Source organism: Allokutzneria multivorans (genome assembly GCF_039537405.1).
Taxonomy (GTDB): domain Bacteria; phylum Actinomycetota; class Actinomycetes; order Mycobacteriales; family Pseudonocardiaceae; genus Allokutzneria; species Allokutzneria multivorans.
Genome location: NZ_BAABAL010000027.1, coordinates 1 through 23,113 on the forward strand (window position 1 = coordinate 1; position 23,113 = coordinate 23,113).

A 23,113-nucleotide genomic window follows, 5' to 3' on the forward strand; every position below is an offset into this window, starting at 1 on the left:
ACGCCGCCGAACAATTTTTCCCTGAAGGGGCCCCAGATTTCTGGGGCCCCTTCAGGCATTTCCGGGTCTAGAACTCGACGATCAGAGCGGGGCGAGCAGCGCGGCGAGGCCGTGCCGGATGCGCTCCGCGCTCAACCCCCGGACCTTCCGCTGGTGCAGGTACAGGTTCGTGGCCAACGGCGCGAGCAGCGCGTCCGCCAGGAACTCCGCGTCCACCACGCCGGAGCTGGCCGACGACACCTCGTTGATCAACCTCACCAGGTGCGCGTGGTGCGCCTCGTAGGCGGAGCAGGTGAACCGGGCGTACGGGGCCGAGGTCTCAGCGACCAGCAACAGCTCGGCGTTCTCCTCCAGGCGGTCGACCAACGCCGACAGCAGCGCGGCGATCCGGTCCTTCGGCGGGGCACCGGGACCCAGCGGCGCGGGGCCGGACAGCAACGACTCCTGGAACCGCTGCTCCTGGTCGGCCAGCAACGCGTGCGCCAAACCGGAAAGATCACCGAATCGCCGGTACACCGTGCCCACACCGACCCGGGCCACCTGCGCGACCTCGTCCATGGACAGCCCCGCGGCTCCCCGGCTCTCCAGGATCAGCCCGGCCGCGTCCAAGATCTTCCTGCGGTTGCGCGCAGCGTCCGCGCGCTCGGCCACCTGAACCTGGCCCACCGCTGGAGCGGCGGCGAAATCGCTGGTCACGAACGCGATCCTCCCTGAGGGCGAGCGAAGGCCTGACAGGGTATCGGAGCGTGCCCGCCGCACTCTGAGCCGGATCTCAGAACTTCGTGAAGATGATGACTTCAGTGTCAAATGAAACTATGCGTCCGGAGAAAGGCCCGCCCCGGGTTGGGCGGGCCGCTCCGGTCAGATCCCGCTCACCCTCGCGTCAGCAGGGAGCGCAGGAAGAACGCGATGTTCGCCGGGCGCTCGGCCAACCGCCGCATGAAGTAGCCGTACCACTCGTCGCCGTACGGGACGTAGACGCGCATGCGGTGGCCCTCGCCGGACAGGCGCAGCTGCTCGGTCGGACGGATGCCGTAGAGCATCTGGTACTCGAACTCGCCCGGCTTGCGCCCCGCCTTCGCGGCCACGTCGCCGGCGATCTCGATCAGCCGCGGGTCGTGCGAGGCCACCATCGGGTAGCCGCTGCCGTTCATCAGCGCCTTCAGGCAACGCACGTAGGACAGGTCGACCTCGTGCTTGTCCTGGTAGGCGACCGACTCCGGCTCCTTGTACGCGCCCTTGCACAGCCGCACCCGCGAACCCGCGGTCGCCAGGTCGCGGCAGTCGCCCTCGGTCCGCTTCAGGTAGGCCTGGAGCACCGCCCCGACCCACGGGAAGTCCAGCCGCAGCTCGGCGAGGATGTCCAAAGTGGAGTCGGTGGTGGTGTGGTCCTCCATGTCGAGGGTGACCGTCGTGCCGACGACCCCGGCCGCCGAACAGATCTTGTGCGCGTTCTCCAACGCGATGCGGTGACCATTCTTCGGCAAGGACTGCCCGACGGCGGACAGCTTCACCGACACCTCGGCGCGCTCGGAGAGCCCGGTCTCCTGGAGCAGGCCGAGCAGCCGCAGGTACGCCTCGACCGTGGCGTCGGCGTCGGTGGTCCGCACGGTGTCCTCGCCGAGGTGGTCGAGGGTGACGTAGCGGCCCGAGTGGACGAGCTCGCGGGTGATCCTGATGGCGTCGTCCACCGCCGAGCCCGCCACGAAACGGTCGACGACCGGCTTCGTCAGCGGGGTCGTCTCCACCAGGGTGCGAGCGGCCGGGGAACGCGATGCGAACAGCAGCGAGGAGCGCAGCACGGTGACTCCTATCCCTGGTGCGGGTGGCGGGAAACGGTGGGGGCGACGAAGGTTTCCTTGATCGAACGCGGGCTGACCCAGCGGAGCAGGTTGTGCACCGAGCCCGCCTTGTCGTTGGTGCCGGACGCGCGACCGCCGCCGAAGGGCTGCTGGCCGACGACGGCGCCGGTGGGCTTGTCGTTGACGTAGAAGTTGCCCGCCGCGAAGCGCAGCTCCTCGGTCGCCTTCGCGACGGCGTAGCGGTCGCGGGCCATGATCGACCCGGTGAGGCCGTACGGGGCCGCGCTCTCCATCTGGCGGAGGACCTTGTCGAAGTCGCCGTCCTCGAACACGTGCACGGCGAGGATCGGGCCGAAGTACTCGGTCGTGAAGACCTCGTGCTCGGGGTTCTCGCCGAGCAGCACGGTCGGCCGCACGAAGAAGCCCTGCGAGTCGTCGGCGGTGCCGCCGGCGACGACCTCCAGCGAGGAGTCCGAGCGCGCGCGGCCGAGCACTCCGGAGAGCTTGTCGAAGGAACGGCGGTCGATCACCGCGCCCATGAAGTTCGACAGGTCGGTGACATCGCCCACGGTCAGCGACTCGACCTCGGCGAGGAAGTCGTCGCGGATGACCTTCCACAGCGAGCGCGGCACGTAGGCGCGCGAGGCGGCGGAGCACTTCTGGCCCTGGTACTCGAAGGCGCCGCGGACCATGGCGGTGCGCAGCACGTCCGGGTCGGCGGAGGGGTGGGCGAGGATGAAGTCCTTGCCGCCGGTCTCGCCGACCAGGCGCGGGTAGGCGCGGTAGTTGCGGATGTTCGCGCCGACGCTGCCCCACAGGTGCTGGAAGGTCGCGGTGGAGCCGGTGAAGTGGATGCCAGCCAGGTCGCGGTCGGCCAGCGCGACCTCGGAGACCGCGAGCCCGTCGCCGGTGACCAGGTTGATCACACCGGGCGGCATGCCGGCCTCTTCGAGCAGGCGCATGGTCAGGTGCGCGGACAGGGCCTGCGTCGGGGAGGGCTTCCACAGCACGACGTTGCCCATGAGCGCGGGCGCGGTCGGCAGGTTGGCCGCGATGGCGGTGAAGTTGAACGGCGTGATCGCGTAGACGAAGCCCTCGAGGGGGCGGTGGTCGGTGCGGTTCCACACGCCGGGGGAGCTCTTCGGCTGCTCGGCCAGCAGCTGGCGGCCGAAGTGCACGTTGAAGCGCCAGAAGTCGATCAGCTCGCAGGCCGCGTCGATCTCGGCCTGCACCGCGGTCTTGGACTGGCCGAGCATGGTGGCGGCGTTGAGCTTCTGCCGCCACGGCCCGGCGAGCAGGTCCGCCGCGCGCAGCAGGATCGCGGCGCGGTCGTCGAAGGACAGCGCCCGCCACGCGGGAGCGGCCTCGCGGGCGGCGGCGATCGCGGCGGTGGTGTCGGCGGTCGTGGCGTTGGCGGTGCTGCCGAGCACGGAGCGGTGGTTGTGCGGCTGCACGACGTCGACGCGCGCGCCCCCGCCCATCCGCTGCTCGCCGCCGATGGTCATGGTCAGCTCGTGCGGCTCCTTGGCCAGCGCGACCAGTTCCCGCTCCAGCTCGGCCCGCTCGGGCTTGCCCGGGGCGTAGTCGAGCACCGGCTCGTTGACCGGAAGCGGAACCTGGGTCACGGCGTCCATGAAGTCTCCTCGCTGAGCTTGTCCTGCTGACCCGCACGTTAGGTTCCGCCGGGCCGCCGTTCTGTGGCGGTTTGGCTAGAGTTCTCGCCTGGGCTTTGTGCGATCGGACAAAGGGGGTAGGTGTGTCGGACGAAGTGGGTGCGCCGCGCGGGGCTGGTGTCCGGCAGCTGCTGCTGACCCTCGGCGACGAGCTGGTCGAGCCCTTGGTGGTGCCGCGCGACGCCGAGGTGCTGGACGTGGTGATCCTCGATCCGGACGACGAGCCCGGCGTGCAGCCTGGCGACCTGGTGCTGCTGATCGGCGCGCGCGGGCGGGCGGCGTTGCCCCTCGTGCGGTCGGCGGCCAGGCACGGTGCCGTCGCCGTCGCGGTCAAGGTCGATGAGCGGGACACGGCGGCCGAAGCGCTCCAGGACGCGGCGCGCGAGGCTGGAGTGGCGTTGTTCGGCGTGCGGCCCGGCGTGCGGTGGGAGCAGCTGGAAGCGTTGCTGCGTGCGGTCGTCAGCAGCGCGCGGGTGGCGGCGTCGGCCGGCGAGGGGCAGGTGCTCGGCGACCTGTTCGGGCTGGCGCAGACGATCGCGGAGCTGACCGGCGGGATCGTGAGCATCGAGGATCCGGCCTATCGCGTGCTGGCGTACTCGCGCTCCGACGACGCGGACGACGCGGTGGACGAGCTGCGCCGGCTGTCGATCCTCGGCCGTGAGGGGCCGGAGTCCTACCTGTCGATGTTGCGCGGCTGGGGTGTGTACCAGCGGCTGCGCTCCGGCGAGGACGTCGTGCACTTGGACGAGCGGGCTGATCTCGGGATTCGGCGTCGGTTGGCGGTGGGCATCCACGCGGGCTCGCAGTACCTGGGCACGATCTGGGTGCAGCACGCGGGCCGCGAGTTCTCGCCGGGTGCGGAGCAGGCGCTCGTCGGCGCGGCCCGGGTGGCGGCGCTGCACCTGATCCGCCAGCGCAACGAGTCCTCCGCCGAGGTCCGGTTGCGCGCGAACCTGTTGCGGGGCTTGCTGGACGGGCGGGTGGATCCGGCGACGGTCGGCGAGCAGGTCGGTGCTGATCTTCGGCGGCCGTCGACCGTGGTGATCTTCGCGGCGCGCGGTGCCGAGCGGGAGCTGCGGCTGACCGAGCTGACGAGCCTGATCTCCGTGCACGCGGCGGCTTATCGGCGTGCCGCCCTGGTGGCCTCGAGCAGTGGGCGGGTGTACGTGCTGCTGCCGGAGCTGCCCGAGTCCGGGGCTCGCGACACCGTGCTCGCGCTGACCGGGGAGATCGTCACCGCCGCGCGGCGCAGGGGGCAGGTGCAGGCGGCGATCGGTGCTGTTTCCTTTGGGCCGCAACAGATCGCAGAGTCCCGCCGGGTCGCCGAGCGCGTGCTGGCCGCTGCTGTGCGTCATCCGGAGGTCGAGGTGGCGACGCTGGAGGACTTGCGTTCGGAGGTGCTCTACAGCGAGCTGATCGACGTGATGGCCGAGCACCCCGGTATCCGCGATCCTCGGCTGACCGTGCTGGCCGCGCACGACGCCGAGCACGGGAGCCGGTTCACGGAGAGCTTGCGCGCCTACCTCGACGCGTTCGGCGACGTGGCGGGCGCGGCGGCGGAGATGCACATCCACCCCAACACGCTGCGGTACCGGGTGCGGCGGGCGGTGGAACTGACGGGGATCGACCTGGCGGACCCCCGTCAGCGCCTGGTGACGACGTTGCAGTTGCAGCTGGGGGACAAGCCGGACTAACCGACCTCGTGCAGCTCCACGTCGACCAAGCCGCGTTCGTCGATCGTCGCGGTCAGATACGTGCACGCGGGCTGCTTTCGGCGGTCGGTCGGAGAGCCGGGATTGAGCAGCCTGATCCCGCCGGGAGTGGTTGTGTCCCAAGGAATGTGGCTGTGGCCGAACACCAGCACGTCCACGCCGGGGAAGTGCGCGTCGCAGCGTTGCTCGCGTCCCTTCGCGGCGCCGGTCTCGTGCACCACGCCGATCCGCAGCGCTCCGATCTCGACGTGCGCGACCTCGGGCAGTCGCGTCCGGATGCCCGCGTCGTCGTTGTTGCCGTGCACTCCGACGAGGACTTTCGCGCGGGCGGTCAGGGCGTCGAGCACGGACTCCTCCACCCAGTCGCCCGCGTGGATCACCAGATCGGCCTCGTCGACCTCCCGCCACACCTGCTCGGGCACCACTCGTCCTCGTTGGGGCACGTGCGTGTCGGAGATCATCAGAAGCCGCATGCCCACAGGGTGCCCCGACGTCTCCGCCGCCACACGAGCGGGACCGGTCCCGACGCTGTCGCCCTACGCTCGCCGTCCAGCGCGGTGATGCGAGAGGACAGTGGTTCCGTTGGCATGGTTCGGAAGAAGGCGCGCGGCGGACACCGTGGTGCTCACGGGGGAGTGGACCGCCGAGATCTGGAGCCGAGAGCCGATCACCGTTCCGGCCGTGGTCGACGTGAAGTCGTTGCTGGCGCGGCGGCCGGTGCCGTCGATCCTGCCGGACAACGACGAGTTCACCGCCGCGTTCGACGGTGACGACGAGGGCATGGCCGTGTTCTGGCTGCTGGCCCTGCTGCACCACCCGGACCGGGACGTCGTGGCGCAGTGCCTGCGCTCCGGTGAGCTGTCCTGGGTGCACGCGGAGGACGTCGCCCACCACCTCGCCGATCCGGACCTGGTGGAGGCCGCGACCGAGGGGGCGTGGAGCCTGAGCGACACCGGGCTGCGCGTCCTGGTGAACGTCCTGCTGTCCCGGGGCACGGTCCCCTCCGGCTTCCCGAAGAGCAAGGCGGACGAGGTGATCACGCGGCTGCGCGCGACCTGCCCGCCGGAGCGCGAGGAGTGCTTCGAAGCGGAGCTGGCAGGGCGCTGACCGCCCCGGCTCACCGGGGGTGCCGGGGCGGTCAGCGGATCGCTACTTCTCGAGCGGGGAGTCCTTCGACGTCTCCCGCATGGTGCTGTAGACGATCAGCGACACGAGGACGCAGGCCGAGACGTAGTAGAAGTACGCAGACTCGTACCCGATGTCCTTGAGCCAGAACGCGATCAGCTCGGCGGTGCCGCCGAAGATCGCCACCGTCAGCGCGTAGGGCAGGCCGACGCCGAGCGCGCGGATGTTGGTGGGGAACAGCTCCGCCTTCACGATGGCGTTGATCGAGGTGTAGCCGGTGACGATCACCAGGCCGCCGAGCATCAGGAAGAACGCGGCGACGGGGGAGCTGGTGCCGCCGAGCACGGTCATCAGCGGCACGGTGAACAGGGTGCCGCACACGCCGAAGAACAGCAGCAGCGGACGGCGGCCGACGCGGTCGGACAGGCGACCGGCCAGCGGCTGCAGGACCACGAACACCAGCAGGGCGAAGAAGTTGATCCACGCGGCGTCGGGCTTGGAGATGCCACCGGTGTTGATCATGAACTTCTGGAGGTAGGTGGTGTAGGTGTAGAACGCCACGGTGCCGCCGAGGGTGAGGCCGATGACGAGGGCGACCTCCTTGGGGTGGGCCAACAACGCGCGCAGGGTGCCGCGCGAGCTGGGCTCGCCCTCCTCCTCCGCCTCCGCCACCTTGGTGAAGCTCTCGGACTCCTCCATGCTGCGCCGCAACCACATCACGACGATGGCGCCGGTCGCGCCGATGACGAAGGCGATCCGCCAGCCCCACGAGGACATCTGCTGCTCGGTCAACACCTGCTGCAGCACGATCTGCACGCCGAGCGCGAGCAGCTGACCGGCGGTCAGCGTCACGTACTGGAAGCTGGAGTAGAACCCGCGCTTGCCGGGTGAGGCGACCTCGGAGAGGTAGGTGGCCGACGTGGCGTACTCGCCGCCGACGGACAGGCCCTGCAGCAGGCGGGCCGCGACCAGCAGGATCGGGGCGAACACGCCGATCGTGGCGTAGGACGGGGTCAGCGCGATCATCAGCGACCCGGCGGCCATCAGCGTGACGGACAGCGTCAGCGCGGCGCGCCTGCCGTAGCGGTCGGCGTAGCGTCCCAGCATCCACCCGCCGAGCGGGCGCATCAGGAAGCCGACCGCGAAGACGGCGGCGGTGTTCAGCAGCTCAGCGGTGGTGTTGCCCTTGGGGAAGAACGCGCCCGAGAAGTAGATGGCGAACGCCGTGTAGGCGTACCAGTCGTACCACTCGACCAGGTTGCCGATCGACCCCTTCATCACGTTGGCGACGACGCGGCGTTCGTTGTGCTGCGGCTCGCCCGGCTGCGCCGACGGGCGGGAGTCAACTGACATCTGGCCTCCTCATGACTGCGATCACAGTCAGGGCGGAGACCGGGGCTCGGCAAGACGACCGAGCCAGACTTAACAGTCGCTTAGGACGGAGAGCCAGGCCTCCGCGCAGTCCTCGCACCCGGAGCCCTCCGCGCACAACAGTCGCGTCGGATCGGCGGAAAGCCGAGGGACGACGACCCGCACGAGGTCCTGGGCGGCGAACAGACGGGACTCGGCGTTGCCGACGCGGCCTTCACGCAGAGCTCCCTGCTCGCGCAGCCAGTCATCGGCCACGGCGAAACCCTGGCAGCAGTGGTTGGGCTCGAAGATCGCCACCTCGCGAACGCCGGTGCCGTCGCGCACGAGAGCCCTGTCCTCGGAGCGGTAGGGGACTCCGGCGACGTCCTCGGCGAGGTGCATCGTGGTGTTCGCGTCGTGGCCGACACCGAGGAGCAGCACTGAGCCGCCCAGCTCGTACGCCCTGCCCACCGGGCTGTCGAGGCCGTGCGGTGGCGAGAGCGGCTGCGGCGCGACGATCCGCTCCGCGTGCGGCCCGACCGCGGCGAAGGTCGACGTCGGGTGGTCGCCGCGGAGCACCTCCGGCAACCGCCAGAACGTCTCGGCGACGACGCCCATGTGCCTGGTCGAGGTCGTCCGCGCGTCGTACGGCGCGCGGACGTCGCTGCCGCTCATCGACGGCATGACGAGCGTTCCGGACTCGCCGAGCGCCGTGCGCAGTGCGGAGATCACGCCGAGCGGACCGCCCTCGACGGGCCGGAGCGCTCGGAACGAGGAGTGGACGACCAGCACACCACCCTCGGCCACGCCGAGTTCTGTCAACTGGTGGGCCAGGTGCTCCGGAGTGATCACCCGTCCAGTGAAGCATCACCGGCTTCACGCGTGGTGAAAACGTTTGCGTGATGCTCCTGGCGTCCGGCCATGATTCATGATCATTTCCCGCCGCTAGGAGAACTGCATGTCATTGCGCTCGCGCACACTCCCGGTCCTCGTCGGCGCCGCTCTGGCGACCGGTCTGGTCGCGGTGCCCGCCGCCAACGCCGCCGCTCCCGTGCCCTGTGCCGGAGGGGCGTTCTGGAAGGACAAGGGCACTTCTGACCTCAACGACGACGAGAGCTGGTACCGCCACTGTTCGCACGACGGCAAGAGCGTGCTGGTGTCCGCTGACATCTGGGCCGGGATGGCGTTGACCGTCCAGAAGTGCGTCGCGCCCAACGAGGAGTTCTACATCGCCAAGCGGCCCAACGTCCTGCGCGAGCCGTCCTACATGGGACGCACCTGCTGACACGGAACTGCTGAAACCGCGCGCGTCGTGACTGGCACCGGTCACGACGCGCGCGGCTTCAGGCGCTCCACCTTGTCGCGTGCCTGGTCGAGGAGTTTCTCCGCTGCTGCCAAGCGTTCCCGCGCCGCGTCCAGCTCTTGCCGCGCCTGTGCCCGCTCGGTCTCCGCGGCCCGGAACTCCGCCTCCGCCTCAGCCAGCTTCTTCCTGTCGATCTTGGGCTTTTCCTTGGCGCGCTTCACCGGCAGGGCCGCGGTGACCTCCGGCCAGCTCGCGCGGTCGTCAAGCCGCAACGTCGTCGTCAGCCGCCCCGCCTCCAACACCGCCGCCGCGTCCGGGTCACTCAGCGCGGTCGTCAGCGTCTGCTCCAACTCCCGTTCCACCGCCACGCTGAGCGAGCGCGACCCGGCCGCCAAGCGGATCAGCTCGCGCACCGCCCTGTGCCGTCGCTGCCCCAGCTCGCGCAGCTTCGCCCCGTCGAGCGTGGTGTGCGCGGCCCGCAGGTCCACCCCGAGCTCCAGGAGTCCGTCGATCTCGCCGGAGTGCTCGCGGACGAGCCGGTTCACCAACCACGCCGCCGTAGAAGGCTTGCGCAGCAACGAAATCGCCTTCGCCGCTTCGCCGTCTCCGTCTCGTTTCGCCTCCGCGACCCTCGCGTTGCGCGCCGCCGTGAACTCGCCCGGCTCCAAGCCGTACAGCTCCGTGATGACCGCCTCGGTGTCCACCGGGAGATCGTGCGGCATCCCCGCTGTCTCCGCACGGTCACCGACCGCACCTACCAGTACGACCCGGCGGGGCAACGTCAAGCGCATCGCTTGTTCTCGTGGTCGATCCGTTGGCGACAATTAGAGTGGCTGTCGCCATGAAGAGCGAGAACTGTTTGTGGCGATCGTGAGGTCCAGGTGGGCGAGTCAGCGGGTCAGGCATCGCGCTCGTCGTGTCCTGAAGAAATGGCTCAATGCTGCACGAGGTGATCGATGAGAGGGATTTCGGAGCCTGTCGCGATGGCGGTTGTCCGGTGGAAGTCGGCCGAGGAGGGGGGCCGTGAGTCCGGTCCTCCCACTGCGAGTGTCTACGCGGCGACGACGACGTTCGTCGAGCGCGGGGTGCAGCCATCGGCCGATGCGGTGCACCTGAGCATTCTGCTTCAGGAGATGGGGGACGGGCTGTACGCGGTTGACTTCCTCGTGCGAGAGCTTGCGGCTGCGTATCTGAAGGTGGGGGGCGAGTTGCCCGTGATGGAAGGCCCCAAGGTTGTGGCTACGGCGATGATCGTCGAAATGCGATGACGCTCTGCATCGATGTTTCCGCCGTGATTGCCGCGCGTGTTCCAGGAGCGGCGAGTCGGCTGGAGTGACGTTCGAGAGGTCGCGCTCGCGGTCCTGGAGACCGATGCGCTGATGTGCTCATGCCTGGTGATGTCGGAGTGGTTGACGATGATCAACGGAGGGGTTTGGTGGTCTTGAAGACACCTCAACCTCGGCACGACGGCGTGGGCGGCGACGGGTGCTCGCTTAGAGTCGCGAGATGGCTCAGCGGGGGGACAGTTCGCCGAAGCGGATGCTGACGGAGCAGGTGTACACCGAGCTCCGGGACGCGGTCATGCGCGGCGAGTTCGTTCCTGGGCAGGCGTTGAAGCCGCAGGAGCTGGCGACGCGCCACGGGGTGAGCCTGGTGGTGGTGCGCGAGGCGCTGGTGCGGGCAGTGGGCGAGGGCATGGCGGACCGCCTGCCGAACCGGGGGTTCGCGGTTCCGGCGTTCTCCGACCAGCGGTGGCAGGAGATCGCCGAAGCCCGCAGGACGGTGGAGCCGGTGGTGCTGCGGATGGCGATCGAGCGCGGCGACCTCGACTGGGAGGCGCGGGTGCGGGCGGCGCACCACAGGCTGTCGAAGACGCCGATGCACGTGCCGGAGGAGGGCGAGTACTTCAGCGAAGCCTGGTCGGTGGCGCACAGGGACTTCCACCGGGCGCTGCTGGAGGGCTGCGGCAACGCGGTGCTGCTGGACGGCTTCGACCGCATGTGGGTGGCGAGCGAGTTGGCCAGGCGCTGGTCGCTGAACCGCAACCCATCGCGGGACCTGGTGGCGGAGCACCGCGGCCTTGAGGAAGCGGCGCTGGCCCGCGACGCGGACGCCGCGAGCCTCGCCCTCGCGGCGCACCTGACCCTCACGGCGGCGGGCCTGACGGACGGCTGTCAGACGGAGAGCTGAGGCGCGCTGGTGGCGTAGTCGGCGGAGGCGTCGAGTAGAAGAACACGTAGGGCAGGGGCATGTTCGGGTAGTCGACCGCGAGCGGGTGGCGTTCGCCCCAACCTCTTTCCAGCACGGTGATGGCATCGCTGTGCTTCTCGACGAAGCTCCTGCGATAGCTCATGACGGCAGGCTCACGTGCGGCGTGAGCAGGGGCCCTTGGCGCTGGGGGCGGTCCGAGCAAGCGGCCGTCGCCGGGCTGACCGACGAGCTGGCGGAACGGGTCAGGATCCCTGGCCTCGCGTCTCTGCGTCCGCAGCCAGCTGACCTGGAGCCAGCCCGCCGGGGTGCCGGGGGATGCCGCCGACGCCGACGCCGCGCCACTGCTCGTGGTCGCAGCCCGATCCCGGACGCGGCCCGGCCAGCAGCGTGCCAGTCCCCCGGATAATCGATTATCGGCGGCGAAATTGACTGTCGCGTGTGAGGGCGGCGCGTGGCCGCCGGGGCGGGGTATTCGGGTTTGTCGCTGACCAGATAGCCTGACCGGCGTTCGCGCCACGGCTGTTGAGGGAGTGCTCTGTGTCTCGGTCCGTACTGGTCACTGGTGGCAACCGTGGGATCGGACTGGCGATCGCCAGGGCCTTCGCCGAGCAGGGTGACAAGGTCGCGGTGACCCACCGCGGCTCGGGCGCGCCGGACGGGCTGTTCGGGGTCCGCTGCGACGTCACCGACGCGGCCCAGGTGGACGAGGCGTTCTCCGAGATCGAGCGGCAGCACGGTCCCGTCGAGATCCTCGTCTCCAACGCGGGCATCACCGACGACACGCTGCTGCTGCGGATGTCCGAGGAGCAGTTCACCCGCGTCATCGACGCCAACCTGACCGCCGCCTACCGGGTGGCCAAGCGCGCGTCCATGGGCATGCTGCGCAAGCGCTGGGGGCGGATGATCTTCATCTCCTCGGTGGTCGGCCTCTCCGGTGGCCCCGGCCAGGTCAACTACGCGGCCAGCAAGGCCGGTCTGGTCGGCATGGCGCGCTCGGTCGCCAGGGAACTGGGCTCGCGCAACATCACCGCGAACGTGATCGCGCCCGGCTTCATCGAGACCGACATGACCGCGCACCTCAAGGACAAGCTCGACGCCGAGATGGCGCGGGTGCCCGCCGGGCGCGCGGGCCAGCCCGAGGAGATCGCGGCCGCCGCGGTGTTCCTCGGCTCGGACGCAGCCTCCTACGTCACCGGCGCGGTGCTCCCGGTCGACGGCGGCATGGGCATGGGCCACTAAGTTCTTCCTCGTTCTGACTGTCCACTTCGGAGGGTGCTAGGTGTCGGGTCTGCTTGCCGGTAAACGACTGCTGATCACGGGCGTGATCACGGAGTCCTCGATCGCGTTCGACGTCGCGAAGATCGCGCAGCAGCAGGGCGCCACGGTCGTGCTGACCGGCTTCGGCCGGATGAGCCTGGTGGAGCGCATCGCCAAGCGCCTGCCGGAGCCGCCGGTCGTGCTCGAACTGGACGTGACCAACCAGGAGCACCTGGACAGCCTCGCCGCGCGCGTCGGCGAGCACGTGGACGGGCTCGACGGGGTGCTGCACTCCATCGGTTTCGCGCCGCAGTCCTGCATGCTCGGCGACTACCTGGACACGCCGTGGGAGGACGTCGCCACCGCGATGCACGTCTCGGCGTACTCCTTCGCGTCGCTGACCAAGGCGTGCCTGCCGCTGATGGGCGAGGGCGCCTCGATCGTCGGCCTCGACTTCGACGCGCGCTACGCGTGGCAGAACTACAACTGGATGGGCGCGGCCAAGGCGGCGCTGGAGTCGATCAACCGCTACCTCGCCCGCGAGATGGGCAGGCTGCACGGGATCCGGGTGAACCTGGTCTCGGCGGGCCCGCTGCGCACCACGGCCGCGCGCTCCATCCCGAACTTCAGCGAGATGGAGAGCCAGTGGAACGCGCGCTCCCCGCTCGGCTGGAACCCGGCCGACCGCACGGGTGCCGCGAAGACCTGCTGCGTGATGCTCTCCGACTGGATGCCGGTCACCACCGGCACGATGGTCTGGGCCGACGGCGGATTCTCGGCCATCGGTGACCGCGTCGACCCGTTCGAGCCGACGCCGAAGGACTGACCCCGCACCAGCTGTTCGCCGCCGCCCCCAGCCTCCCGGTCGGGGGCGGTCGGCGTTGGGCACCCCGCGCGAGCGGAGGGCTTCGCGGAGAGGCAGGATGGTTGGTGTGAGTGGCTTCGACGCGGTGCTGGTGCTGTCCTTCGGCGGACCGGAAGGGCCGGAGGAGGTCCGCCCGTTCCTGGAGAACGTGGTGCGGGGCCGTGGAGTCCCACCGGAGCGCCTCGACGCGGTCGAGGAGCACTACCAGCACTTCGGCGGCGTCTCGCCGATCAACCGGCTGAACCTGGAGATCATCGACGCCCTGCGCGCCGAGCTGGAGCGCCGGGGCCTCGATCTGCCGGTCTACTTCGGCAACCGCAACTGGCACCCGATGGTGGAGGACACCGTCGCGAAGATGGCCGAGGACGGCGTGAAGCGCGCGCTCGTGTTCGCCACCAGTGCCTACGGCGGTTACTCCGCCTGCCGCCAGTACGACGAGGACATCGAGCGCGCCCGTGCCGCTGTCGGGGAGTCCGCGCCGGAACTGGTGAAGCTGCGCCACTTCTACGACCACCCGCTGTTCGTCGACGCGTGCACGGACGCCGTCCTCGCCGCGCGCGAGCAGCTGCCGGAGGCTCAGCGCGCCACCGCGCGGCTCGTCTTCACCGCGCACTCCGTGCCGACGAGCGCGGACCGTGCGTCCGGGCCGCCGGAGGAGGGCGGGCACCGCTACTCGCGGCAGATCGCCGAGGCCTCGCGCCTGGTGTCGCTGGCCGCGGGCATGCCGCAGCACGACGTGGTGTGGCAGTCGCGTTCCGGTCCGCCGCAGGTGCCGTGGCTGGAGCCGGACATCGTCGACCACCTCGACGCGCTCAACGCGGAGAACGTCAGCGCCGTGGTGGCCTGCCCGATCGGCTTCGTCAGCGACCACCTCGAAGTCATCTGGGACCTGGACACCGAGGCGCGCGAACACGCGGAGAAGCTCGGCATGTCGTGGGCGCGCGCCGGGACCGCTGGGCCGGACCCGCGCTTCGCCGAGCTGGTGGTGGAACTCGTGCGCGAGCACGTCGAAGGCGTTGCGCCGCGCAAGCTGTCCGCGCTGCCGCACGGCGGTTGCACCGTGAACGGCGCTCCGTGCGCGCCGCTGTGCTGCGAGCCCCAGCGCCGTCCCGCGAAACCGTAGTTCGCCCGTAGTTGTTCGCCCGGTGCTCGCGTTTCGCTGGGCGTCGCGTGTCAGTTGTTTGACCGGACTCCTCTCGATACTGCCGTTGATCGATTCGGCGGAGAGGAGTGGTTCGTGAAGCGAGTCATGAGACGTGCTGCGGCGAGTGTGCTCGCGGCGGTGATGGCGGTCGGCCTGATGGCGACCCCGGCGTGGGCGGGCAAGTCGGTGCGCGACTTCGAGGTGAAGAGCGTCGTCACCAGGAAGGTGCACGCGAAGGTGCACGTCGAGTGGACCTACAACAAGGGCAGGGTGCTGCACGGCGTCCAGCGCTACAACGGATCCTTCAAAGGCACGGTCGTCAACACGCTGCCGAAGAGCCATGACGTCTGGATCAACCTCGAGGCCGAGACCGGTGAGTTCGGACGCATCACCCTGACGAAGAAGGGCTCCTTCAGCGGTGAGTACGTGGACCTGCAGGGCGCGTACTTCTGGGTGTGCTCCAGCCCGAAGGGCACCGGCTGGGACGCGGTGTGCAGTGACACGCGGTAGGGCTCAGGTCCCGCGAAACCGTAGTTCGCCCGTAGTTGTTCGCTTGGCGCACGCGTTTCGCGTGTCAGTTGTGTGACCGGACTCCTCTCAATACTGCCGTTGAACGATGCGGCGGAGAGGAGTGGTTCGTGAAGCAAGGGATCAGACGTGCCGTGGCCAGCGTGCTCGCGGCGGTGGTGGCGGTTGGCCTGGTGGCGACCCCGGCCTCGGCGGATGAGTCGAAGCAGACGCTCGAACTCAGGAACGCCAGCGGCAAGCTCTACGCCACGGTGAAGGTCAAGTGGACGTACAACTACGTCTACACAGATGAAGGTGGCGTCCCCCGCTACGACGGTGATTACGAGGGCACGATCGTCAACAAGGTGCCGAATACCCACAACGTCACCGTGGAGTTCAGAGCCAGCAAGGGTGGCAACTACGGCTTCTTGAAGCCGAAGAACGGCTCCTTCAGCGGTTCGTACTACCGCCTCTTCGGTGCGTACTTCGAAGCGTGCATGCGCGACAAGTCCGCTCCGCACAAGAGAATCTGCAAGAGCACGCGCTAGGGCGTGTGCGATCAACAGGGGCGTCTCGCGAAACCGTAGTTCGCCCGTAGTCGCTCGTCCGGTGCACGCGTTTCCTTGAGGGCCGCGTGCCAGCAGCCTGACTGGACTCCTCTCGATACTGCCGTTGAACGATTCAGCGGAAAGGAGTGGTTCGTGAAGCAAGGGATCAGACGTGCTGCGGTCGGTGCGCTTGCGGCGGTGACGGCGGTCGGCCTGATGGCCACGCCGGCCTGGGCCGGCAAGTCGAAGCGCGACTTCGACCTGAAGGACGGCAAGGGCAAGCTGCTCGCGAAGGTGCACGTCGAGTGGACGTACAACGTGGGCAGGGTGATGTACGGCGTGCAGCGCTACAACGGATCCTTCGATGGCACGATCACCAACAAGGTGTCGAAGACTCGTGACGTCGCGGTCTATCTCCTGGCCGAGACCGGTCACCACAACGGACCCATCACCCCGACGCCGAAGGGCGACTTCCGCGGCAGCTACGTGGACTTGCAGGGCGCGTACTTCCAGGTGTGCTCCTTTCCCAAGGGCTCTGTGTGGAGCAGGGACAAGGTCTGCGTGGACACGCGGTAGCGCTCAGGTGTAGCCGGCGGCCTGGAGGCGGAAGAGCTTGGCGTAGACGCCATCGGCCGCCATCAGGTCGCTGTGCGCGCCCTCTTCGAGGACGCGGCCGTTGTCGATGACGACGATGTGGTCGGCGGTGCGGACGGTGGAGAAGCGGTGGGCGATCAGCAGGGTCGTCGCGCGCCCGGCGATCTCGGTCATCCGTGTGAAGATCTCGGCCTCGGCGGCGGCGTCGATCGCCGCGGTCGGCTCGTCCAGCACCATGATCGGCGCGTCCCTCAGGAAGGCCCTGGACAGCGCGACCTTCTGCCACTGGCCGCCGGAGAGCTGGCTGCCCCCGGCGAACCACCGGCCGAGCTGGGTGTCCAGCCCCTTCGGCAGGCACTCCACGAAGGACAGTGCGTCGGCGCGCCCCGCGGCGCCCCTGATCGCCGCGGTGTCCTCCAGTGCGCAGGCGCGTCCGAAGCCGATGTTCTCCCGCGCACTGGCCTCGTACTGCACGAAGTCCTGGAAGATCACGCCGATGTTGGCGCGCAGGTCGTCCAGGTCGTACTCGGCCAGTGCGACGCCGTCGATCAGGATCTGCCCGCCGGTCGGCTCGTAGAAGCGGGCCAGCAGCTTCACCAGGGTGGTCTTGCCCGCGCCGTTCTGCCCGACGAGCGCGACGCACTTCCCGGCGGGCAGCACGAGGTCGAGTCCGGAGAGCACCGGAGTGCCGGTGCCGGGGTAGGTGAAGCTGACGTCGCGGAACTCGATGCCCGTCCTGAGCACCGGTGGGAACGGCCGGGTGCCGCTGACCGGGCCGCCCTCCTCGATGTCGAGGAAGCCGAAGAGGTTGCCCAGGAACAGGTTGTGCTCGTAGAGCATGGCCATCCCGCCGAACAGCGCCTGCACGGTGGACTGCACGAGCGTGATCGCGGCCAGGTATCCGGCGAATTGCCCGACCTGCCCGGAGGCCATGGTCACGTTCAGCGCGTAGAGCACCGCGCCCACCGCAGCGCAGACGCTGAGCAGCCCCAGCGCTCCGGACACCAGTGCCTGCTTGCGCTCCAGGTCGCGGTCCACCCGGTAGAAGCGCGAGATCAGGTCTCGGTAGCGGCCGAGGAACAGCGGTCCGAGCCCGAAGAGGTGCGTTTCCTTGAAGGAGCGGTCGTTGGTCACCAGGTACTGCAGGTAGGTGGCGCGGCGGCGGTCGGCGGAACGCTCGTTCTCGATCTTCCACCCGACGCGGCTGTAGAACACCCTGCTGGCCATGGAGGGCAGTGGTGCCAGCAGGATCGCCACCGCGACGCCGACGTTCCAGGACAGCAGGACCACGCTGACGGCGATCAGCGACACCGCGCTGGAGACGGTGGTGATCAGGTGCGCGAAGATCTGGTACGGCCGGTAGGCGGCCTCGCGGCTGGCGCGCTGGAGGCGGTCGTAGGTGGTGGAGTCCTCGAAGTTCTCCAGCCGCAGCCGCGTCGCCTTGGCCATGATCCGCTCGTTGACGGTGTTGGACATCCGCAGCTGGAGCAGGGTTTCCAGGTAGGCCCGGCAGGTGGAGAGCACGTGCGTGAGCACCATCAGCCCGCACAGCGCCACCACCGCGGTGAACGCGCCGTCCACCGCCGCCGGAGCGCCCCTGCTGGCCACGGCGTCGGCGATGCCCTGCACGGCGAGGGTGGTCAGCTGCACGGTGGCGGCGGGCACCAGGGAGGTGAGCGTGGCCACGGCGATCACGCTGCCGACGTGCCAGGGGCTGACCTCCCACAGCAGCCGCAGCGCGCGCGACCAGTTGCCGCGCTCCTTCACGACGGCCGTCCCTTGATCAGCCGCAGCGCGAGCGCCCACAGCTGGTAGCACTCGTTCTCCCGCGCGTTGTCGATGCCCAGCAACCGGTTGGCCTGCATGTGCGCGAGGCTGCCGAGCACCCGGCCCTCCGTGCCGACCAGGCGACCGCTCGCGGCCACCTCGCGGACCCGTTCCCCCGCCGCGCGGACGCTGTCCCGTTGCCCGGCGAGGATCGCGGTCAGCGCGTCCAGGTGCTCGCGCGCCTGCGGGTCGGGGTGGGCGTCCCACGGTTCGAGCAGGTCGCACAGCAGCGTCCGGACTTCCTTGAACCGCGTGCGCATCGCGTCGGAGACCTTGTCCACAGTGGACGGAGTGGTGCCCCAGTCGCGGTAGAGCGAGTGCTGGGCCAGCGTGCACACCACGTCGGGGGAGAGCCCGGGGTTGGCCTTCAGGTACCGCACCAGCGCCGCGCAGACCGCGCTGTTGGCCTCGAAGGTGGCCTCCACCGCGTCGTAGGCGTCGGGGCCGCCGTAGCGCTCCAGCTCGACGTCGTAGCTCGACAGCGCGATGTCGTTGGCCAGCCCGGCCTCCACGACCTGCCCGCCCCAGGCCAGCACGCGTGCGAGCACGCCGGGGACCGCGGCCGGATCGGGTACGTGCAGCCGGAACCGGAGGTGCGGGTAGGGGTCGCTGTAGCGGATGAAGAACCACCGGTCGACCACGCCCTCCGTGCGCAGCGCCGTGGCGAACTCCGAAAGCGGTCCGCTCACGATGTCGTCGTGCTGGGACAGCGCGGAGTAGAGCTTCAGGTAGATCCACTCGTCCCCGGGCAGGCGCCGCCGGGACTCCGGCTCGTGCGCGAGCGGGGCCAGCGTGACGGGCTTGCGTCGCACGGCCTCCTCGGTGCTGGCGAGCATCGGCACGACGATCTCGGAGAAGTAGCCTCGACCGTCCACATCGGACAGCCACGACTCGGAGAAGTCGGGCAGCAGCTCGTGCAGCACGACCGGCTGCTCCTCCTTCGCGCGCGCGGCCCGTGCCAGTTCGGCGTGCAGCTCGGCAACGCACAGCGGGTGCTCCAGGTCGAGGGCGAGCCGGTTGTCGAACACCGCGAGGAAGACGTGCCTCGGCACCCGCCACTGCTCGCGCCACCGGGTCAGCGCCTCGGCGAACTCCGCGCCGTCCTCGGGGAACTGGTGTGCGGGCAGTCGCCAGAGCGCGGGGGAGAGGACGATCCGCCCGCGCCGCAGGCGGGGCAGGTGCGGGGAGTGGGCCGCCGCGCCCCAGTTGAAGGCGGCCAGTGGTGCGAACCCGTCCTCCGACAGCTCCAGGAGGAAGCGGCACACGTTGGGCGCGGTCATCGGGTTGAGCATGTGCCCCTGGGTGACCCGCAGTTCCTTGTCCAGCCGCCGCGAACGCAGGTAGAAGCGGTCGACGGTCGCGCCGACGACGATGTCGGACAGGGGAATCCGGTGGTCCTCGGGCACCGAGGGCGCGGTGTTCACGCAGATCTCGTGGCGGCGCACCTGCGGGTGCACGGCCACGTTCCCGTTGCGGCCCCGCGCGGAGGCGTAGCTGATGTCGGCGAAGACCAGGTCGGGGCAGAGCGCCTCCTCCGCGCGGGCGAACTCGCGCAGCTCGGCCAGATCGGTCTCCTCGACCAGGTCGAAGAACCGGCCGAACGTGCGCCCGCCGTCGGACATCGTTCCGGGGGACACCACCAGCCGGTAGTCGCCCGAGTCGATCGCCTCGCGGGAGGTGGCGGCGATCTGCGCGTAGAGGTCGAGCGACGGGCGCGGCCGGGCCTTCTCCTCGGTGGGCCGCCACGTGGTCAGCCGCTCCAGCAGCTCGTCGGTCAGCTCGATCTCGTCCTGCCCGCGCCGCAACGCCTCGGCGAGCACCGGCATCAGGACGCGGTCGCGGGAGCCGTCGGGTTCGGTCGCCACGCGCGGCAGCGGGGTGGCGCGCACCGGCATGGTGTAGGTCGCGGGCGCGTCGAGGCCGTGCTCCGGGCTGAGCAGGTCCAGCACCGGGATCTCCGCGCCGATGCCGTACCGCTCCAGGAAAGCCGCGTGGTACTCGACGACGTGCGGCTGGCGGCGCGCTGAGCTGCCGACGCGCATCAGCAGTTCGGCGGCCTCCGCCGCGTCGGCCGCCACCCGCTCCGACAGCTCGGCGCCGGTGACGGCCAGCGCGGTGTCGAGCTGGAAGGTGTCCTTGGTGTGCTCGGGGGCCATCGCCCGCTGGTGCCGAACGAGTTCGTCCACAGTGGACACATCGGCGCGGCCGGGGTGCTCGTCCACCGCCGACGCGAGCGCCCGGGTCCGTTCGAGGCCCTCGCGCACCTCGCCGTTGTCGAGGCGCTTGAGCAGTTCCTGCTCCGGAAGTGCCACCGTCATCGCCGGGCGCAGGTCGCTGGTCAGCACGTGCATGCCCCACAGCTGCCCGACCAGGGTGCGCGCCTTGTCCTCGGTGGCTCCTGGCACTTCGTCGCGGATGCGGTGCACGATGTCGCCGATCGTGGTGCCGGGCGTGGCCGCCATGCGCAGCGCGATCGTGACGGGCGTGGTCAGCCGGAAGCCGATGTTGCGGTTGTCGGACTGCCCGTGCACATCGGCGTAGGGCAGCACCGCGCGCCCGCCGACCTGGTACAGCACGGGGTTCGCCGCGACGCGGGTGTCGTCGGGGAGGGCCTCGTCCTCGTCCAGCCGCTTGATCACGGTCAACAGCCAGCCGAGGTCCGCGCGCGTGCGGGTCCGCAGCACCGGGTCGGTGGCGAGCGCGAGCGTGGTGCGCTCGGCGAACCTGCCGACGCCGATGCCGGAGAACAGCCCGTACGGCGTCGGCCGGGTGGACATCCTGGTGAGGTAGCGCAGCAGCGAGGAGTACGCCCGCGCCGACTTCTTCGACTGAGTCCCGAGAGACTGAGTCCCGAGGGAGTGGGCCCCGAGGTGGGCCAGCCCCGAGGTGAGGCTGGGGCTCGCGACGTGCAGTGCCTGGCGCACCAGTGGCCGTTCGGCCAGCTCGCGCAACCGCCGCCGCGCGTCGTCCGGAGCGACGCCGGTGATCGACAGGAATTCGGACGCGGGCAGGGTCGGCGTGCGCACCATGAAGAATCCCGCCGCGCGGTAGAGCGGTTGCGGTCCTGCCATGTCCTTGCCTCCCAAGCCTTCTAGGTGAACAGCAGTGCGCGTTGCCAGTGCCGGTCGATGTCCCCGGTCGCGGTCAGCAGTGCGAGAGCGACCCCCGCTGAGCCGGTGAGCAGACCGGGGTCGTCCAGGCCGTTCTCCCGCACTCCAAGGGGAAAGTCCTTGTCGCAGTGGGAAAGCAGGTGCTCGGTGAGCATCTCCACGTCGCTCGGACCCCTCCGATTGTGACTCGCGAAAATCGTGCTGATGACCAGAACGCCCGCGACGCCGTGGCACAGCGTGGCCTCCGGCAGCCCGTCGAAGCCGTCGAGCGCCGCCGAGAAGCCCTCCACCGCAACGTGGCGGATATCGTTGTCGTCCAACGTGATCGAGGCGTTCAGCAGGGCGCACGCCACCCCGGGGGCGCCGTAGCACCACGCGAGTCTGCCGGGCTTGGCACGATCGCGAACTTCGGTCCCGGATTCACTCAAAGGGATGCCGACGGGCCAGCGGCAGCTCTGCTCGGCGAGGTAGTCGGCGGTGTGCCGGATCGCCTCGACGACGCCGTCCCGGCGGTGCCCGGCCCGGTGTGCGAACGACAGCGCCGCCATGGGACCCGGGATGCCGTGCGCCAGGCCGAGGTTGACGTAGCCGTGCGGGTAGTTGTCGGCGTACTCCGGCAGCGGGTAGTCGCGTGGGTGGATGACCCAGTTGCCCTGGCACAGCCAGCTCAGGTCGTCGAGCAGCGAGCCGATCGCCCGCCGCACGAGCGGATCGGGATCGCGCACGGCGCTGAGGTGGGCGAGCGTTCCGGCCGCTCCGGAGATCGCGTCGTAGTCCCTGTCACGCACACCGTCCCGGCCCCGCCAGCTCGGCGCGTCCAGCACCTGGTCGGCCAGCTGGGCGTTGAGCTTGTCGAGGGTGCCGCCGTAGCGCGGCTCCTCGCGCAGGGAGTCCGCGAAGGCGAAGGCGAGCCCGGCGGTGCCGGAGGAGACGCCCGCGTGGGTGAGCGGGCTGTCGAAGCTGGCCTTGGCGGCGGTGGCCAGGTGCTGGTGGGCCAGGCCGCGCCAGTGCGCCGCCTCGTGCGGGAACGCCCGGTGGGCGGCCTGGAAGGCCAGCGCGCTGCCCGCGTGCCCGACGAAGAGTCCCGGGCCGCCCCAGCCGTAGGGGAGCGTGGCCCGCCGTTCGGAGGCCGCGACGGCTTCCTCGACGACGACGGGGTCGGCCAGCCGCGTCAGGATCAGCTTCGCCGTGTCCCGCGCGCGCTCAGCCAGGGCCGGGTGCACCGCATCACTCCTCAGTGGCTGGGCGTGTCCTGTGGGACTCATCGTGCAGGAGAGTGATCGCGCGACGCGATGTGTTTCCACAACGACGAAATCGGGGTCGAGTGGGACCGGGTGCCGTGCGGCACCCGGTCCCGTCGTGGTGCTCAGCGGATGCCGTGTGGGCTGGCGACGCGCACGTTCTGGTCGGGGGTCACGTCCTCGCGCCTTTCTGTTGCCCGGGCAGGGTCAGCAGCCGACGATGGTGCAGCGGAGACTGCACGCGAAGACCGAGAGCGAGGCGCCCTCGACGTCGACGCGCTCGCCGGTTCCGCTCACGCGGATGTCGAGGTCGAACTGGTCCAGCGCTGTCTGGTCCGGATTCATCGAGCACCTCATTCCTGTGGGGGACAGCGACGTTCTCCCCCACAGGCGTGGTGGTGCAATCCTCTTTCCGAAGCCTGGGACCATGCTTCCTGCTGAGCGGAAGGCGGGACCCGGACCGCGCCCGGGTCCCGCCCGTCACCTCAGTTGACCGGCGCGGACGTGGTAATGCCGCAGTTCCTGCACGTGATGCACGTGCGCAGCGTGGTGAGGTCCTGCGGCTCGGCCGCGAGCTCGCGCGGGGTGGCCACGCGGACGTCCAGGTCGAACTGGTCCAGGTCGGGGTTCATGCTGTGGAGCCTTTCCTAGCGTCTCGGCCGAAGTGACCGCGTGCGTGGGAGGTGGGTCAGCAGGGCCAGGTGGGGCACTGGAAGATCGCGGTCTTCGCGAGGGTCTCCGAGTCGCCGAACTCGGCGGGGGAGGTGACGTTGACGTCCAGGTCGAACTGGTCCATTGAGCTCTGCCTTTCACGGTGGGGCGAATACGGCACCCACTGTGCAGA

General features: G+C 69.8%; 24 protein-coding genes. 11 read left to right on the forward strand and 13 right to left on the reverse strand.

The genetic code is table 11. The annotated features are described in order from the left end of the window. Nucleotides 1–81: 81 nt before the first annotated feature. The 3 genes from ABD798_RS35655 to pruA form a co-directional block, all read right to left on the reverse strand. Nucleotides 82–696: a TetR/AcrR family transcriptional regulator gene (locus ABD798_RS35655; protein WP_344885536.1), complete on the reverse strand. Its 615-nt coding sequence runs from the start codon at nucleotides 694–696 to the stop codon at nucleotides 82–84. Between the two features lie 176 nt (nucleotides 697–872). Continuing rightward, a complete protein-coding gene (locus ABD798_RS35660) occupies nucleotides 873–1,802 on the reverse strand; it encodes a proline dehydrogenase family protein (protein WP_344885541.1) in 930 nt (309 codons plus the stop codon). Between the two features lie 8 nt (nucleotides 1,803–1,810). Further along, entirely contained in the window at nucleotides 1,811–3,436 is a 1,626-nt protein-coding gene (pruA, locus tag ABD798_RS35665; RefSeq protein ID WP_344885545.1) for an L-glutamate gamma-semialdehyde dehydrogenase, read from the reverse strand. Between the two features lie 122 nt (nucleotides 3,437–3,558). Between pruA and ABD798_RS35670 the strand changes: the two genes are divergently transcribed. Continuing rightward, on the forward strand, nucleotides 3,559–5,169 hold the full coding sequence (locus ABD798_RS35670; RefSeq protein ID WP_344885548.1) for a PucR family transcriptional regulator: 1,611 nt from the start codon (nucleotides 3,559–3,561) through the stop codon (nucleotides 5,167–5,169). On the opposite strand, the gene ABD798_RS35675 is transcribed toward ABD798_RS35670, so the two are convergent. Continuing rightward, nucleotides 5,166–5,660 (reverse strand): metallophosphoesterase family protein, encoded by a 495-nt coding sequence (locus tag ABD798_RS35675; RefSeq protein WP_344885551.1) that lies wholly within the window; start codon nucleotides 5,658–5,660, stop codon nucleotides 5,166–5,168. The genes ABD798_RS35670 and ABD798_RS35675 overlap by 4 nt on opposite strands. Nucleotides 5,661–5,769: 109 nt before the next feature. On the opposite strand from ABD798_RS35675, the gene ABD798_RS35680 reads away from it, so the two are divergent. Further along, nucleotides 5,770–6,294, forward strand: a complete 525-nt coding sequence (locus ABD798_RS35680) for a hypothetical protein (protein WP_344885555.1) — start codon at nucleotides 5,770–5,772, stop codon at nucleotides 6,292–6,294. Between the two features lie 42 nt (nucleotides 6,295–6,336). On the opposite strand, the gene ABD798_RS35685 is transcribed toward ABD798_RS35680, so the two are convergent. Both ABD798_RS35685 and ABD798_RS35690 read right to left on the reverse strand, forming a co-directional pair. Continuing rightward, complete coding sequence (locus ABD798_RS35685) at nucleotides 6,337–7,665, reverse strand: MFS transporter (protein WP_344885558.1); 1,329 nt, start codon at nucleotides 7,663–7,665, stop codon at nucleotides 6,337–6,339. A gap of 69 nt (nucleotides 7,666–7,734) precedes the next feature. After that, nucleotides 7,735–8,514, reverse strand: coding sequence for an AAC(3) family N-acetyltransferase (locus ABD798_RS35690; RefSeq protein ID WP_344885562.1), 780 nt, complete (start codon nucleotides 8,512–8,514; stop codon nucleotides 7,735–7,737). A 106-nt stretch (nucleotides 8,515–8,620) separates the two neighbouring features. On the opposite strand from ABD798_RS35690, the gene ABD798_RS35695 reads away from it, so the two are divergent. Beyond that, on the forward strand, nucleotides 8,621–8,947 hold the full coding sequence (locus ABD798_RS35695; RefSeq protein ID WP_344885566.1) for a hypothetical protein: 327 nt from the start codon (nucleotides 8,621–8,623) through the stop codon (nucleotides 8,945–8,947). A 41-nt stretch (nucleotides 8,948–8,988) separates the two neighbouring features. On the opposite strand, the gene ABD798_RS35700 is transcribed toward ABD798_RS35695, so the two are convergent. After that, entirely contained in the window at nucleotides 8,989–9,687 is a 699-nt protein-coding gene (locus ABD798_RS35700) for a hypothetical protein (RefSeq protein WP_344885569.1), read from the reverse strand. Between the two features lie 261 nt (nucleotides 9,688–9,948). Here ABD798_RS35700 and ABD798_RS35705 point away from each other — a divergent pair, with 261 nt between their 5' ends. From ABD798_RS35705 to ABD798_RS35740, 8 genes are all read left to right on the forward strand, one after another. Then, a complete protein-coding gene (locus tag ABD798_RS35705) occupies nucleotides 9,949–10,233 on the forward strand; it encodes a hypothetical protein (RefSeq protein ID WP_344885572.1) in 285 nt (94 codons plus the stop codon). Between the two features lie 271 nt (nucleotides 10,234–10,504). Then, entirely contained in the window at nucleotides 10,505–11,155 is a 651-nt protein-coding gene (locus ABD798_RS35710; RefSeq protein ID WP_344886001.1) for a GntR family transcriptional regulator, read from the forward strand. 558 nt (nucleotides 11,156–11,713) lie between these two features. Next, nucleotides 11,714–12,415, forward strand: coding sequence for a 3-oxoacyl-ACP reductase FabG (fabG, locus tag ABD798_RS35715; protein ID WP_344885575.1), 702 nt, complete (start codon nucleotides 11,714–11,716; stop codon nucleotides 12,413–12,415). Between the two features lie 40 nt (nucleotides 12,416–12,455). Continuing rightward, the gene (fabI, locus tag ABD798_RS35720) at nucleotides 12,456–13,259 is read left to right on the forward strand and encodes an enoyl-ACP reductase FabI (protein ID WP_344885578.1); all 804 of its coding nucleotides are present in this window, start codon (nucleotides 12,456–12,458) and stop codon (nucleotides 13,257–13,259) included. A 97-nt stretch (nucleotides 13,260–13,356) separates the two neighbouring features. Next, nucleotides 13,357–14,421 (forward strand): ferrochelatase, encoded by a 1,065-nt coding sequence (locus ABD798_RS35725; RefSeq protein ID WP_344885581.1) that lies wholly within the window; start codon nucleotides 13,357–13,359, stop codon nucleotides 14,419–14,421. 114 nt (nucleotides 14,422–14,535) lie between these two features. Next, entirely contained in the window at nucleotides 14,536–14,952 is a 417-nt protein-coding gene (locus ABD798_RS35730) for a hypothetical protein (protein ID WP_344885584.1), read from the forward strand. A 128-nt stretch (nucleotides 14,953–15,080) separates the two neighbouring features. Continuing rightward, entirely contained in the window at nucleotides 15,081–15,497 is a 417-nt protein-coding gene (locus ABD798_RS35735; RefSeq protein WP_344885587.1) for a hypothetical protein, read from the forward strand. Nucleotides 15,498–15,650: 153 nt separating this feature from the next. Further along, nucleotides 15,651–16,073: a hypothetical protein gene (locus ABD798_RS35740; protein WP_344885590.1), complete on the forward strand. Its 423-nt coding sequence runs from the start codon at nucleotides 15,651–15,653 to the stop codon at nucleotides 16,071–16,073. A gap of 3 nt (nucleotides 16,074–16,076) precedes the next feature. Here ABD798_RS35740 and ABD798_RS35745 read toward each other — a convergent pair whose 3' ends face one another. From ABD798_RS35745 to ABD798_RS35770, 6 genes are all read right to left on the reverse strand, one after another. Continuing rightward, nucleotides 16,077–17,858 (reverse strand): ABC transporter ATP-binding protein, encoded by a 1,782-nt coding sequence (locus tag ABD798_RS35745; protein WP_344885595.1) that lies wholly within the window; start codon nucleotides 17,856–17,858, stop codon nucleotides 16,077–16,079. Further along, the gene (locus ABD798_RS35750; RefSeq protein ID WP_344885599.1) at nucleotides 17,855–20,989 is read right to left on the reverse strand and encodes a lantibiotic dehydratase; all 3,135 of its coding nucleotides are present in this window, start codon (nucleotides 20,987–20,989) and stop codon (nucleotides 17,855–17,857) included. Before ABD798_RS35750 ends, ABD798_RS35745 begins: the two co-directional genes overlap by 4 nt. 20 nt (nucleotides 20,990–21,009) lie before the next feature. Further along, nucleotides 21,010–22,251 carry a lanthionine synthetase C family protein gene (locus ABD798_RS35755; RefSeq protein WP_344885602.1) on the reverse strand — a complete coding sequence of 414 codons (1,242 nt, stop codon included), beginning with the start codon at nucleotides 22,249–22,251 and terminating at the stop codon, nucleotides 21,010–21,012. A 225-nt stretch (nucleotides 22,252–22,476) separates the two neighbouring features. After that, a complete protein-coding gene (locus tag ABD798_RS35760; protein ID WP_344885606.1) occupies nucleotides 22,477–22,614 on the reverse strand; it encodes an FDLD family class I lanthipeptide in 138 nt (45 codons plus the stop codon). A gap of 140 nt (nucleotides 22,615–22,754) precedes the next feature. Next, a complete protein-coding gene (locus ABD798_RS35765; RefSeq protein WP_344885609.1) occupies nucleotides 22,755–22,901 on the reverse strand; it encodes an FDLD family class I lanthipeptide in 147 nt (48 codons plus the stop codon). A 56-nt stretch (nucleotides 22,902–22,957) separates the two neighbouring features. After that, nucleotides 22,958–23,065, reverse strand: a complete 108-nt coding sequence (locus ABD798_RS35770) for an FDLD family class I lanthipeptide (protein WP_344885611.1) — start codon at nucleotides 23,063–23,065, stop codon at nucleotides 22,958–22,960. Nucleotides 23,066–23,113 lie beyond the last annotated feature (48 nt).

Excerpts from the sequence above, each read along its gene's own strand:
- ABD798_RS35725 (WP_344885581.1), top strand. The coding sequence starts at position 13,357 with ATGGTTGGTGTGAGTGGCTTCGACGCGGTGCTGGTGCTGTCCTTCGGC.
- ABD798_RS35705 (WP_344885572.1), top strand. The coding sequence starts at position 9,949 with ATGGCGGTTGTCCGGTGGAAGTCGGCCGAGGAGGGGGGCCGTGAGTCC.
- ABD798_RS35695 (WP_344885566.1), top strand. The coding sequence starts at position 8,621 with ATGTCATTGCGCTCGCGCACACTCCCGGTCCTCGTCGGCGCCGCTCTG.
- ABD798_RS35760 (WP_344885606.1), bottom strand. The coding sequence starts at position 22,614 with ATGAATCCGGACCAGACAGCGCTGGACCAGTTCGACCTCGACATCCGC.
- ABD798_RS35770 (WP_344885611.1), bottom strand. The coding sequence starts at position 23,065 with ATGGACCAGTTCGACCTGGACGTCAACGTCACCTCCCCCGCCGAGTTC.
- ABD798_RS35685 (WP_344885558.1), bottom strand. The coding sequence starts at position 7,665 with ATGTCAGTTGACTCCCGCCCGTCGGCGCAGCCGGGCGAGCCGCAGCAC.
- ABD798_RS35675 (WP_344885551.1), bottom strand. The coding sequence starts at position 5,660 with ATGCGGCTTCTGATGATCTCCGACACGCACGTGCCCCAACGAGGACGA.
- ABD798_RS35750 (WP_344885599.1), bottom strand. The coding sequence starts at position 20,989 with ATGGCAGGACCGCAACCGCTCTACCGCGCGGCGGGATTCTTCATGGTG.
- ABD798_RS35765 (WP_344885609.1), bottom strand. The coding sequence starts at position 22,901 with ATGAACCCCGACCTGGACCAGTTCGACCTGGACGTCCGCGTGGCCACC.
- ABD798_RS35710 (WP_344886001.1), top strand. The coding sequence starts at position 10,505 with ATGCTGACGGAGCAGGTGTACACCGAGCTCCGGGACGCGGTCATGCGC.
- ABD798_RS35700 (WP_344885569.1), bottom strand. The coding sequence starts at position 9,687 with ATGCCGCACGATCTCCCGGTGGACACCGAGGCGGTCATCACGGAGCTG.
- pruA (WP_344885545.1), bottom strand. The coding sequence starts at position 3,436 with ATGGACGCCGTGACCCAGGTTCCGCTTCCGGTCAACGAGCCGGTGCTC.